General features: G+C 58.8%; 12 protein-coding genes and 2 pseudogenes. 3 read left to right on the top strand and 11 right to left on the bottom strand.

Going from position 1 to position 12357, the window contains the following annotated elements; all coding sequences use genetic code 11:
- Positions 1-248 precede the first annotated feature (248 nt).
- Entirely contained in the window at positions 249-482 is a 234-nt protein-coding gene (locus VDP61_RS08925) for a hypothetical protein (protein WP_323006571.1), read from the bottom strand.
- Between the two features lie 117 nt (positions 483-599).
- On the opposite strand from VDP61_RS08925, the gene VDP61_RS08930 reads away from it, so the two are divergent.
- Positions 600-1355, top strand: coding sequence for an SDR family NAD(P)-dependent oxidoreductase (locus VDP61_RS08930; protein ID WP_323006572.1), 756 nt, complete (start codon positions 600-602; stop codon positions 1353-1355).
- 179 nt (positions 1356-1534) lie between these two features.
- On the opposite strand, the gene VDP61_RS08935 is transcribed toward VDP61_RS08930, so the two are convergent.
- The 9 genes and pseudogenes from VDP61_RS08935 to VDP61_RS08975 all read right to left on the bottom strand — a co-directional run.
- Positions 1535-1708: a hypothetical protein gene (locus VDP61_RS08935; RefSeq protein ID WP_323006573.1), complete on the bottom strand. Its 174-nt coding sequence runs from the start codon at positions 1706-1708 to the stop codon at positions 1535-1537.
- 138 nt (positions 1709-1846) lie between these two features.
- Positions 1847-2347 carry a YbjN domain-containing protein gene (locus tag VDP61_RS08940; protein ID WP_323006574.1) on the bottom strand — a complete coding sequence of 167 codons (501 nt, stop codon included), beginning with the start codon at positions 2345-2347 and terminating at the stop codon, positions 1847-1849.
- A 287-nt stretch (positions 2348-2634) separates the two neighbouring features.
- Positions 2635-2964, bottom strand: coding sequence for a hypothetical protein (locus VDP61_RS08945; RefSeq protein ID WP_323006575.1), 330 nt, complete (start codon positions 2962-2964; stop codon positions 2635-2637).
- Positions 2965-3199: 235 nt separating this feature from the next.
- Positions 3200-4332 (bottom strand): IS3 family transposase gene (locus VDP61_RS08950; protein ID WP_323006576.1). Its coding sequence is split into 2 segments (ribosomal slippage): positions 3200-4065 and positions 4065-4332, totalling 1134 coding nucleotides; the frame shifts between segments, so codons are not numbered across the junction.
- Between the two features lie 269 nt (positions 4333-4601).
- Positions 4602-4958, bottom strand: a complete 357-nt coding sequence (locus VDP61_RS08955) for a hypothetical protein (protein ID WP_323006577.1) — start codon at positions 4956-4958, stop codon at positions 4602-4604.
- A 4-nt stretch (positions 4959-4962) separates the two neighbouring features.
- Positions 4963-5910 carry a hypothetical protein gene (locus tag VDP61_RS08960; RefSeq protein WP_323006578.1) on the bottom strand — a complete coding sequence of 316 codons (948 nt, stop codon included), beginning with the start codon at positions 5908-5910 and terminating at the stop codon, positions 4963-4965.
- Between the two features lie 10 nt (positions 5911-5920).
- Positions 5921-7363: a hypothetical protein gene (locus tag VDP61_RS08965; protein WP_323006579.1), complete on the bottom strand. Its 1443-nt coding sequence runs from the start codon at positions 7361-7363 to the stop codon at positions 5921-5923.
- Positions 7364-7367: 4 nt separating this feature from the next.
- A complete protein-coding gene (locus tag VDP61_RS08970) occupies positions 7368-8843 on the bottom strand; it encodes a hypothetical protein (protein WP_323006580.1) in 1476 nt (491 codons plus the stop codon).
- Positions 8843-9118, bottom strand: a pseudogene (locus tag VDP61_RS08975) (DNA-binding protein); the annotation flags it as partial. The pseudogene VDP61_RS08975 and the gene VDP61_RS08970, both read right to left, overlap by 1 nt.
- A 229-nt stretch (positions 9119-9347) precedes the next feature.
- Between VDP61_RS08975 and VDP61_RS08980 the strand changes: the two are divergent.
- Both VDP61_RS08980 and VDP61_RS08985 read left to right on the top strand, forming a co-directional pair.
- A complete protein-coding gene (locus tag VDP61_RS08980) occupies positions 9348-10196 on the top strand; it encodes an alkaline phosphatase family protein (protein ID WP_323006663.1) in 849 nt (282 codons plus the stop codon).
- Positions 10197-10390: 194 nt separating this feature from the next.
- A pseudogene (locus VDP61_RS08985) lies at positions 10391-10859 on the top strand (hypothetical protein); the annotation flags it as partial.
- Between the two features lie 55 nt (positions 10860-10914).
- Here the strand turns inward: VDP61_RS08985 and VDP61_RS08990 are convergent.
- Entirely contained in the window at positions 10915-12351 is a 1437-nt protein-coding gene (locus tag VDP61_RS08990) for an NAD-dependent succinate-semialdehyde dehydrogenase (RefSeq protein WP_323006582.1), read from the bottom strand.
- Positions 12352-12357 lie beyond the last annotated feature (6 nt).

Raw genomic sequence — 12357 nt, forward strand, 5'->3', positions numbered from 1 at the left:
GATAAGATCGCCATCATCACCGGTGGCACGCAGGGGCTCGGCGCCGCTATTGCGCGAAGTTTTGCGACCGCTGGATGCCTGTTTCGAATTTCACCCCGTCGAGGACATACCCGATGGGCACGGCTGGGATTTCTTTGTGGAAAAGCTCAACGGCCAAGGCCGGATGCTGCTGCAATCCCACGCAGCAGAGGCGGAGGCATTTTCGCCCTATGATCAGACAGGGTTAATCAGATCGCAACCCACAGGCTTTATACCGAGAGCGCCTTGCAGATCACCTGAGCCACCGCCAACAGGTTGCACGCAATATCCAGTTCGGCCTCGCGCTGCTGCTGCTTGTCGTGATCCCTGCCGCCCTTGCCATTGTCGCCGCTATAGCAGGCCCGATTGCAAGCCCGTTGATCCTGAAATCCCCCCGCACAGGGCAGCGCGCAGGTTTCGAGGTGCACCTGATGCTTCTGATCAAGGGGCAGGGGTGATGCCATTCCAAAGGGCTTTTGCCGCCCACCCATCTTGCAAAAATGTCGATGCCAGTGATGCAAACCACGCCGCGCATCCCCATATAAAGGTTGAGGCATCAGTGTTTTCAAAGGAGAGAAGCCATGGATCTGCGGTTTGACGGCAAAACGATCATTGTGACAGGTGGGGGATCGGGGATTGGGGCCGCGACCGCCGAGGAGCTTGCAACGAGCGGTGCCACCGTGATCGTCGCGGACCTTGACCGGGCCAATGCCGATAGCATTGTCAAAAGCATTTTGGGCAAGGGTGGCAAAGCCCATGCCTGTACCGTGGATGTGGCGAAGGCCGCCGAGGTTGAGGCCATGGTGGCATTTGCGGTTGAAAAAACCGGTGCGTTGCACGGGATTGTCAATAATGCTGGCATCGGTGGCCCCTCGGCGCCGACCGGCAGCTATGATGTCGAGGCGTGGCAAAAGGTGATCGACATCAACCTCTCCGGTGTTTTCTATGGCATGCGATTTGCTATCCCCGAGATTGAAAAGGCGGGTGGCGGCGCGGTGGTCAATGTGGCCTCGATCCTTGGTTCGGTCGGCTTTGCGGGCGCCTCGCCCTATGTCAGCGCCAAGCATGGCGTCTTGGGCGCGACAAAAAATGCGGCGCTTGAACATGCAGCGACGGGCGTGCGGGTCAATTCCGTAGGGCCGGGGTTTATTCTGACCCCACTGGTCAGCAACGCGCTGGACGCCGCAACGCTGAAGCAGCTTGAGCGTGAGCACGCCCTGAACCGGCTTGGCACGCCCGAAGAGGTCGCAGCGCTGATCGTGTTTTTGCTGTCGGATCGTGCCAGCTTTATCACCGGATCGTATCACTTGGTCGATGGTGGCTATACGGCACGCTAACCCTGCGGGCCCGCCCTTGCCGGGCGGGCCACGGGTTCAAAGACCGATCACCATCGGAACCTTACGACCTGTTTGGCCGGGCTGTTTGGCCGGGCTGTAACAGGCCCGCCGTCTGGCAGCCCTTATCTCTGCCTTGGCGAAAGGCTTTCCTATGGGGGAACTGGCCCTTGGCAAGCTATTCAAGGATCGAGGGAGGGCGGATTGGGTAGCCATAGGCCACGGCCCGGGGTCTGCCCGGTCAGGATGTCCGAGGCCGGGGGCGCGATGGTGAACACGTTTGAGACATCGCATCCTTCTTTCAACGTGTTGGTATGGATGATGATATCCGTATCGCCGCCCTTTTCGATGTTCACGGGGCGTTTTCGTCGCGTTCCTCGTCAGTCAGTTTGAAGTGGATTTCACTTACACGCCTTTTGCAGCGGCCATCAAAACACGTGTCGGGCTCGATAAAGATCCGCACTTGCCCGGCCTGGGTGCGAGTATTCCCGCGTTCATGCTCGTCCGTAGGCCTCGGCAATCGCTACTTTCATCGCGGCCTCTGGCGTATGATCCGCCCAGGTAACCAGTTGAAACGCAGGGTAAAACCGCTCGGCTGCCATCACGGCACTGGAAATCAATCGGTCAATTTGCTCTGGCCCCGCAATCTGTCCACCAGCAAGACAAAGCCCATAGCGCCAGACCATCAGCTTCTGGTCGCCCCACCAGGTGAACGCGCCGGTCCAAACCATATCATTGCACCGATTCAGCACATCATACAGCGCCGATATTCGGCCCTCAGGCGGCTCCATTTCAAACGTGCAGATCAGCCGAAGCGTTTCATCCTGCGCCGACCATGCCAGCGTCAAAGAGTAGGTACGCCACTGCCCCTCAACGGCCATTGCAATCTGATCATCGGTAACCCGGTCAAACTCCCAAGCGTGGTGTTCGGCCAGTGTTTCAACGATGTCGATCGGATGGACATCCTCTGCAAGATAGTCTTCTGAAAGTGACATGCTCCGCCTCGTTTTTATACTACCTGCTGGCCTGCCCACAATTGATGGACCGACTACAAGAAGCTGAGTGTTTGGCAAGAACCAGCGTCCCCCCAACAAACCCCTTACTAGATATAGTGTTTGAGGAACGAAACCCTGTAAAGGGAAATCTGTAAATTCTTCTGTGGACAACTGTGGCTCGCTGTGTGTGGCTCGATGTGGCTCGCCACGCAATTTTGCAGTGATTGACACGCAATGTTGCAGCAGAACGGTTTTTTGCTAGAACGCTTGAACGGACACAACCGCCTTCAGCTACCCCACTTCGTGGAGAAGAATGAACGCTGCCGCGATATCCGAAGGATGTCATCCTCTTTGATGGTGCCCGCTTTGCGTCGAGTGCCGCCCGTTTCAGTCAGGATTTCAACATCTGGACTTTCGAAAATTGCACTCCGAAGGTCATCAGAATGCGAAGGGGTACGGCTGTAGACTTGTTGGTAGAATTCACCCACCGTCACGGCGTCGCCAAAACCCGAAATCGTTCTAGGAACGTCATCTAGCAACTGCTCTCTCGCTAAGATTCGGTCACTTTCACCGAAAAGATAGAGTTTTCCTTCTCTTGCCGGATCGAAGCTAAACATATCCAGACCTGCTCTTCCGAAGTGGGCTTGGGAGTTAGCATTTGCATGAAGCACGTCGTTGTAGACCTGTCTTGCCCGAGGAGATTTGGCGAAGTGCATTAACCAATATCGCCAACCATCGGGGTTATGAATTGAGAAGGGGCTTGTAAATGGGGCAGCAGAAGACAAGTGGTCTAAGGTGGTCCTAGTTTTTCGACCAGTTTACAGCCTTGTTAAGATGGATCAGGGTTTCATTTCAGGCCGCTAATCTCATTGGTTCTGTTTGGGTGGCATAGGCCTCGTTGGGGGTCAAGATACCGTGGGTGGAGTGGGGGCGTTCCGCGTTGTAATAGGCCAACCATTTTCCAATACCCGCCTTGGCCTCGGATCCCCTCTCGAAGGCATGCAGATAAACGCATTCATATTTCAGGGACCGCCAAAGCCGCTCAATCATACGGTTGTCGATCCAGCGCCCTTTGCCGTCCATGCTGATCTTGATCTTTGCATCCACCAGAACCTCAACCCAACTGCTGCCTGTGAATTGGCTGCCTTGGTCCGTGTTGAATATCTCTGGCGTGCCGTATTTGGCCAAGGCATCCTTCAAGGCTTCCACGCAGAACTCCGCGTCCATGGTGTTGGACAGCCGCCACGCCAAAACCTTGCGGCTATACCAGTCCATGATTGCCACCAGGTACAGAAAGCCCCGCTGCATCGGTATATAGGTGATGTCTGCGCACCAAACTTGGTTCGGCCGGTCGATCGCCACGTTTCTCAGCAGATAGGGCCAAATCTTGTGCTGCGGGTGCTTCTTGCTGGTGTTGGGCTCCTGATAAATCGGGGCCAGCCGCATCAGGCGCATCAAACGCCGCACCCGATGACGGCCACAAGCATGGTCCTCGCGCTGCATATAACGGGCCATTTGACGCGATCCATACCACGGGGTCTGCAGAAATTGCTTGTCTATGATCGCCATGAACCTCAGGTTCTCTGCGCTCTCGCCCTTTGGCTCATAGAAAAGGTTCGACCGCACCAGCGTCAGCAACGCGCACTGACGCCGCACGCTCAACTTATGATCCTTGCTCACCATCTTTTGCCTCGCGTCCCGAGCAGTTGAACCGAGGCATCTGCCAAAAAATCCCGCTCCACAACAAGCTGCCCAATCTTCGAGTGCAGCTTTGCTATATCAGCCGGGCTCGGCGTGTCAGGATCAGGGCCCCGTCGTCCAAACGTCGCGGCCATGTTATCAATCGCTGCACGCTTCCATGTGCTGATCTGGGTCGCATGCACCCCATACTTCTTCGACAGCTCAGAAAGCGTCATCTCTTCGCGGATCGCATCAAGCGCAACCTTGGCCTTAAACTCGGGCGCGTGGTTCTTTCTCTTCGTCATTCTGGATCATCTCGCTCATTAAGAAATCCATCTTAACAACTGGTCCGAATTCCCGCGACCACCTCTTAGCGCACCCTCCGGCCTCCTGTTGAGGCCATTTGCTTGGGAGACTGCGGGCATTGCCAGCCTCTCCAAAGCCCGGTTTTCGGCCAGCAGATGTTTTCACACCAGCTTCTGGACAAAAAAACTATAGCGGTATCGTCAGGGATGGAGGGGGGCGGCTGATTACGCGGTTCTCAGTCGCCCCTCAATTGATAGACCCTCAGGTATCAATAGTTCGGGGCCACGGTATTGCCCGATCCGGCGTCAGTTATCGTGCCGCCGTTCAGCATGTTATTGACCACTGCGCAGCCTGTGGTTGACGCGCCCAGCGATAGCACCGCGCCTGATGTTCTGGTGAAACGGTTGCCCGTCACGAGTACGCGATTGGCAGCTCCCGATGCCTCAACTGCCAGCGCCATATTTGACGGATCATCAATGGCTGCACCGCTGATCGTCACCCCGACGGCCCCAGCGAGATAGACGACCCGCGTCGGGCTATTGGTTGCCGGAACAACCGCGTCCATTTTGGTCAGTGCTGAATTGATCGCCGTCGATGCAAACTCCAACAAAGTCAGGCGCTGCACGTTTTTAGCCGCAAACCGCGTGACATGTGAGCGTGGACCACGAACCCGGACAGCGGGGTTGACTGAGACGGGCTGGCTTTCGGTCAGCCCGCAAATTTCCAGCAATGTCCCCTCGGCGGTACTCAGAACATAGACATAGGGTAGGTATCGTGATCGAACCAGAAGCCCCCCAGCTTGTCGGGATGGTTCCCGGCGTTCCCGGCACACCCCCTGTACATGCGCTGTTGAGCATCCTGTTGCGCAGACCGCCAGCCGGCAGCCGCCCCAGGTATGGGCGGTCACTGTCTGTGGCCTGTTCCGCATAGAGAAACCCGTCCTTCGTGGCCACTCTGGCGGATTTCACGCGCTGACCCGCAGTTGTAACGGGCACGGTCCGGGCAACATCTTGCCACAGGTTTCCAGCCAAAGGGTCGAGCGGCATCAGGTAGATCCCCGCATCTCCGTCCTTCAGAAGGGTTCGGGGCGTCCAAGTCAGGTTGACAAGGTCAGCGGCGGAAACGGAGGAAAGAAGCGCAGCGGCGGCGGCGGCCGTGGCGTTGCCCGCAAACAGCGCAGCAGCGCCACGGTCCAATCCCGTCTGAACCTGAAGGGCAGAGGCCACAGCCAGATCCTGCTGGATGAGGTCCAGCGCATGCGCGAGGGCTGCGCCATCAAATGCCCCGGACGGCAGGTCGCCGACCCGACTCCAGGTGCCAGTCCCCGCAGCCCCCTCTTTGCGATAAACGCCGTTATAGCCCGCAAATCCATCGCCCCAGATCTGGCCCTGTGCGCGATCAGGCCAGACGAGATCGGCAAGAAGCTCGGCACGGGTTGCATAATTCGGGCCCATCAGGGTGGTCATCAACGTCACCAGCCGGTTCAATGCGATCCGAACAGTGGCCCCGTCGCGGTTGCCCAACAGCTCATCGACAATTGCAGCGTCATCCAGATTTATAGTGCGCACACCTGACATGGCTTTTTCCTTAAATAATTGAGAGGGTGAAGGGGCCGGAGGCTGGTCCGGGCACGAGGTCATCGTTCATCGGCTCCAGCCAAACGTAATGGGTGCCCTGGCTTAAGCAGCCTTCGGTTTCCAGATAGACGATCAGTGCGTCGAGCGTGCCGTCATAGGCAGAGCTGGCGCGAACCGCGACACTCACATTTCCACTGACAGCCTGAAGCCGCTGGCTGTGATGCCCGCTGGTGGTTACGGCAGCGCCGGGCCGGTCCGATCCGCCAAGAAGATACGGCGTCAGGCTGCCTGCGGTCCTATCGGCGGCACTAAAGCCGATCCGGTAGAATTTGCCGGCCTGCGCGATCAGCGCTTGCCCGATATCATCCGCCGTGCCCGGCGTGTGGGTGGCTTTGCTTGCTGCGACCGCCCAGCCCGGATCGAGGGTCCATGCCGCCGGATTGTCAAAGCCGCTGTCAACCGCGAGGTTCGATCTGGTGGTATCGCCCAGGGCAAAGCTATAGCTCTGCATCTGGCCCACCGCGTAGGGTTCACCAACAGCATCGGTTTCGCGGTTAAGGCTGGCAGAGGTCGAGCGGTAGATCTGCACCTTCGTGGTGGACGCATCGGCCCCTGTCGCCAGTTGGATCAGCGCTCCGCCCAGCAACGTCGTGACACTGATCGCATCGGCATCCAAGGCCACAGGAATGCCTGCATCACCGGTGCCGACCGTGATTGCAATGTTATTGGTCCACGCGCTGGCGATTGCTGCCGCTGATACCGCCCGCGCCCGGATCACCACCTGGTCACCACTGGCATAGTCCATGATCGCGCCGCCGCCATTGGCCGCTGGAATAAGGATCGTGGTCCATTCGGTCGCGCCAGACAGCTTGTGGGCCACGGCATAGCTTGCGGTTGCGATACCGCTGGTTTGCGCCGCCAGCTGGTAATCAATGCGGTTCGCATCGCCGGTGCCGTTAAGACCACTGCTGATCAAAGTGAACCGTGGCACGCCCGGTGCCGCCGCGCTCTCTGACAGTTCTGCGCCCGCACGCCCCGACCATGCCGGGATCGCCTCCGCCGCAAGCAGGTCTTCGATCTGTGCCGCTTCGTCAATCAGATGCAGGATCTCGTCATTTTCCGCTGCCCGCTCAACGCCGCGCACGATCAGCGGCAGGCTTTCGGCCGAGGCCCGACCGAAGAGCACCACATCGCCCGGCAGCGGCATCGGCCCGGCCCCGGTCAACGTCAGCAACGGCCCTGATCCCGTGTCGGACGTGGGGGCGACGGGCCTGACGACAGAGCTGCCGATAGTGTCAGGAATTTCGCTTTCCGCAGCAAAAACCCGAAACCGTAACACATAGGATTGCCCCGCAACCAGATCGACCTCCTGATCCAGCTCGATCATCTGGCCAATCACATCCCTGACCCGCGCCGAACATTGCACCGAGTCGAGCATATAATGGTTCAGCACCACCTTATCGCCACGCGTTGCCGCGCTGCGACACCGCAGCCGCCGCCTGCTGCCCGATCGTCATTGTGACCTGCGGCTGCCCCCGGCCATCGCTGCCTTGTGTGGCCTCAACCTTCTGGCCCGAATAGTCGTTGATCACGAAAGACAACGGCGGGGCTGACATCGCGGCGGGGGCGTGCAGGCTTGCCCGTGAACCGCCGACCGCACCCCCGGCTGCGTAGCCGGGAATGGGAGAGCCGGAATTCATCGCCTCAAGCAAATGACGATACCGTGCGGTCGACCTGGCATTCACCACATATTCGCCATTCGACAATTTGGCGGTGATATCATCGGATGTCCCAGATCCCGGACCATGCACCATGCCGCCGGTCGCATAAATGCCCGTGAAAGAGGCCGTGGCAGGGGCACCGCCTGCGCCCCCGAACAAACCGGCGATGCTCCCTAAAAATCCCTTGCCGCCACCGCCAAAAAGACCACCGCCGCCAAGTAATCCGCTCAACGGCCCCTCTCCCAGCAATGCGGCCTCCAGGATCGCGCGCTGAAGCGTCTTGATCAGTTGTTCGCCTGCATCTGCGCCGCCCATCAAGGCATCAATCAACGCGTTGCCCGCTTGTTTGCTGACCCATTGCAGGCTTTCCATTTGTTCGGTTTCGCGCATGCGCGTGCTGATCAATTCCTCAACCTTGGCCCGTTCCGCATCTGTCGCCCCGGCCAGCGCCTCGCGGTGGCGCAGCAGTTCCTTGCGGATCGGATCGCTCTCGCGCAGCAGCTCCAGCTCGCGCTCTTGGCTGGCGATCAGATCATCCAGCGCCTTTTGCTGCTTTTCCAGTTCCGAGGTGCCACTCTTACGGCCTGCGCCCGAGGTGCGGCCCTTGCCTGCGCGGTCTCGCTCTGCCTCTCTCTTTGCAGTGGCAGCGCGTTCGACCCCAAGCTCTTCGTCCAGCGTAAGCCCGCGCAGCTTGACTTCACGATCCGCCCAATTGACCGATTTATCAAACCAGCTTTGCGCCCCCATGTCGCGCGCCTTATATTCGGCGTCGATCTGTGACCGTGTCGCGGCCAAACGCGCATCGCCAACGGATTTGCCCGATTTAAGGGCGGCAATCTCAACTGCCTTGGCCGCGTTGGAAATCATGCCGCCGCCGATTTGCGACAGGGCCGACAAAATTCCGCCAATCTCGGCAGCCACCGACGCCATCGCACCCGCCCAGGCATGGGTTGCCGCCTCGCTTTGCGCCGTGGCATCCCATGCCGCCATAAGCGCATCTTTCTGTGACTCAGCGATGTCGAGTTGCGCAACCATTTCGGCACGCACTGCACGCGCCGCATCGGCCTGAAGATCGGCAACCTGAACCGAATCTCGCCCATAGACCAACTCTGCGAGACGCAGCTCATTTTGCTGGGTCAGGGCGGCCCCTTCCGCGCTGCGCAGATCGGCGGCGCGGGCTTTCGGGCGGGTGATGACGGCCTCGATCTGCATCAGATGAAGCCTTTCATGTTCCAGGCCTTGCCCTTCACCGCTTGCGGCAGCCCTTCATACCAATCCCAAACCTCACCACGCTCGGGGCGCACCAACGCACGCGGGGCCAGCACAGCCTGCAACAACTTGCGTTGCGCGCGGCTGGGGAACAGTTGCCAGCTATATTCCCAACCGCCGCCCCGCCCCGACCGCCGCCGCGCAAGCGCCGGGTTGCAGCGCCAGCCCAAGCGATCCGCATGCATATTCACGCCACGCTTGGTCCCCGGCAGATCGGGAAAGGCAGCGCAACCGTAACGCGATCATTCCGCACACACGAGAGGTTAGAGTCAGCTACATTTGGCAACCATCAAAATCTGGTCGGTCAACGCAAACACCAAATCAACGTGGATTTATCGTAGAAGGATGTCTATTGGTTTGCTCGGGGTGACAGGCAGTTGGTGGTGGACAATCTATCATGGTTTGCCTTCGCTGACTGCAGAATTAACTTTCGAAAGGACCGAAGAAATGGCTGAAAAGATGCTACTCATTATCTTGGATGGGGTGCCTTACCGCAATTGGCGTCGCCTTTTCGGCAATCTCGAAGGGTGGGTCGCGCAAGGCAGTGCGCAGGTGTGGCGTATGCGCAGCGTGCTGCCGTCTACATCTGCATCCTGCTATGCGACAATTCACACCGGCACCCCGCCACAAGTGCATGGAACTTGGGGGAATGAAGCAGTCAAGCGTCTCAGTCAGCCTGATATTTTCAGTCAGACACGCAAGAGCGGCGGTACGACTGGCGCCGTCGCCCATTCCTTTTGGTCCGAGTTCTTCAACCGTGCCCCATTCGATCCGGTGCGGGACTTGGAATATGACGAACCGGAGAGCGATAGCATAAACCACGGGCGGTTTCATTCGATGTATGGTTACAACTTGATCAACCAGGCAACGCCTGCCGATAATGACCTCTTCGCCACCCTAACCATGCTGACCGAACGCTTTGGCCTCGACTACGGCATGTTGCACACCTGCACACTGGATTCTATGGGGCACCGTTTCGGCCACGATTGTCACGAGATGGACAATGCCTGCTACCAGATGGACTATCAGCTGGCGCCTTGGATAGACCGCTGGCGCAAGGCGGGATATGAAGTCATTGTAACCGCCGACCATGGGCAGTCCATGCGCGGCCACCACGGCGGCGTTGGCGAGGACCAACAGGATTTCGCGCTTTATTATTTTGGCTCGGCCAAAGGTCCGCACTCAGCCACGCTGCTGGACCAACTCGCCCTTGCTCCGACCATCCTGTCCAGACTAGGCGCAGAGATTCCGAACAGTATGAAGGCCGCACCATTCCTGACGGACGGAGAGATCTGATCCAGACATACTCAAAGCCCATCGAAATCTGGTCAATTGATGCAAGCACCAAAGCAAGCGGCGGGCTCTGGCGTGGCAAGCGACTCACAGGCGCGCTCAGAGTGTCGCTGTGGCATCACGGTGCTGCTTTGGCCACCCGAAGGCAGCGCCGAAGCAGATCGACTCCCTACGGGCTACTACGGCGTTATGAAACTGCCCGCCGTCCGGCTCATCAGGGCGGGCTGATTCATCACAGTGATAGGGGAAGCCAAGGCGTCTCGATCCGATATACTGAACGTTTGGGAAAAGCGGGCATTGAACCATCTGTGGGCAGCGTCGGCGATGCCTATGATCGAGCCAGTGGACGCCATTGGTTCAAGACCACTGGCGAGGGCTTTGGCCGAGACAATCAACGACCTTTATAAAGTCGAGGTGATCCGCCGGCGCAGTTCATGGAGAACTATGGATGAAGTCGCGTTGGAAACCCTCAAATGGCCTTACGGCCCCTCTCGATGATTGCAAACGCAATCATCTGCCGGGCAACGGATGCAAGCATCGCCTACCGGCCAACAGGTCGACTGGTTCAACAACCGCCGCCTGCTTGAGCCCATCGGAAACATCCCACCCGCAGAGGCAGAGGAGGCCTTCTATGCAAACTTGAACACACTCGATATGGTCGCCTAGTTGTTGAACAAATCACCCTCCGGTAAAGCCGGGGCGGTTCACCCGTAGTGCTGGCTTAAATAATCTTCATGCTATGGGACACGTTTTTCACGTTCATATAGTTATCCAACCCTTCGGTGCCGCCTTCACGGCCATAGCCGCTGGATTTGACCCCACCAAACGGGGTTTCGGGCAGCGAGGCTTCCAGCGTGTTGAAGGAGATATTGCCTGCCTCCACCTCGTCCGTCATCCGGTCGATATAATCGGCTCGATTGGAAAACCCGTAGGCGGCAAGCCCGAAGGGCACCGCATTGGCCCGCGCTATGGCGTCATCCAGCGACGCAACCGGGTTGATGACCGCCAGCGGCCCAAAGGGTTCTTCCTGCATTACATTTGCATGGTCCGGAACGTTGGCAAGCACCGTTGGCTCAAAGAAGTAGCCTTTGTTTCCAATCCGTCCGCCGCCGGTCAGGATGTTCGCCCCCTTGGCCCTTGCATCCGCAACCAAAGCCGCAAGCGCAGGCACGCGGCGTTCGTTTGCCAAGGGGCCCATCTCTACCCCTGCCTCCATGCCGTTGCCGACAACCGTGGCCGCCGCGCGTTTGACGAAGGTTTCAAGAAAGCGATCAAAAATGCTTTCATGCACGAAAAAGCGGGTCGGCGATGTGCAAACCTGCCCTGCATTGCGGTATTTTCGAATGGCACTGGTCACAGCCGCTTTTTCCACATCCGTGTCTTCGCAGACAATCACGGGGGCGTGTCCGCCCAGCTCCATCAAAACGCGGGTCATGTTTTCGGACGCCAGCGTCGTCAGATGCCGCCCCACGGCGGTCGAGCCGGTAAAGGCGACCAGCCGCACGGGGTCTTGCCGGATAAGATGGTCTGAAATCTGGGCAGGGTCGCCAAAAACCAGATTCAGCACACCCGCAGGCAAGCCCGCATCATGAAACGCCTGTATGATGTGCAAGGCCCCCGCCGGGGTTTCTTCGGCAGCTTTGAGGATAATGGAACAGCCGGTCGCCAAGGCACCGGCAATCTTGCGGCAAGGCTGGCTCATCGGGAAATTCCACGGCGACAGGCCCAGGACAACGCCGACAGGTTCGTGATGCACGATATAGCGCACACCCGGACCGGACGGGATGACGCGGCCGTAGGTCCGCGTTGCCTCGCCCGCGTCCCATTCGATGAATTCGCACCCCCGGATCACTTCCAGCCGCGCTTGTGACAGCGGCTTGCCATGCTCGGCGGTAATCGACTGCGCGATCTCTTCCTGGCGGTCGCGCAATATCCTTGCGGCTTTCAGCATGATGTCAGCACGATCACGCGGGGCGGTACGCCGCCAGATCCGGAACCCGTCTTGGGCCGCTGCAAGGGCATCATCAAGATCGGAAATCCGCGCCCTTGGCAGCCGCGCGATCTCGGCCTCGGTTGCCGGATTGATGACGGGCATATCGTCAGGCGTTTTGCGCCACTCACCGCCGATATACAGCTTCAAATCCGGATAGGTGCTCATCTTGCC

The organism is Pseudorhodobacter sp. (assembly GCF_034675685.1).
In the GTDB taxonomy this organism is placed as follows: domain Bacteria; phylum Pseudomonadota; class Alphaproteobacteria; order Rhodobacterales; family Rhodobacteraceae; genus Pseudorhodobacter.

Coding starts and splice junctions, on each gene's coding strand:
- VDP61_RS08925 (WP_323006571.1), bottom strand. CDS start 482: ATGGCATCACCCCTGCCCCTTGATCAGAAGCATCAGGTGCACCTCGAA.
- VDP61_RS08930 (WP_323006572.1), top strand. CDS start 600: ATGGATCTGCGGTTTGACGGCAAAACGATCATTGTGACAGGTGGGGGA.
- VDP61_RS08940 (WP_323006574.1), bottom strand. CDS start 2,347: ATGTCACTTTCAGAAGACTATCTTGCAGAGGATGTCCATCCGATCGAC.
- VDP61_RS08945 (WP_323006575.1), bottom strand. CDS start 2,964: ATGTTTAGCTTCGATCCGGCAAGAGAAGGAAAACTCTATCTTTTCGGT.
- VDP61_RS08960 (WP_323006578.1), bottom strand. CDS start 5,910: ATGTCAGGTGTGCGCACTATAAATCTGGATGACGCTGCAATTGTCGAT.
- VDP61_RS08970 (WP_323006580.1), bottom strand. CDS start 8,843: ATGCAGATCGAGGCCGTCATCACCCGCCCGAAAGCCCGCGCCGCCGAT.
- VDP61_RS08980 (WP_323006663.1), top strand. CDS start 9,348: ATGGCTGAAAAGATGCTACTCATTATCTTGGATGGGGTGCCTTACCGC.
- VDP61_RS08990 (WP_323006582.1), bottom strand. CDS start 12,351: ATGAGCACCTATCCGGATTTGAAGCTGTATATCGGCGGTGAGTGGCGC.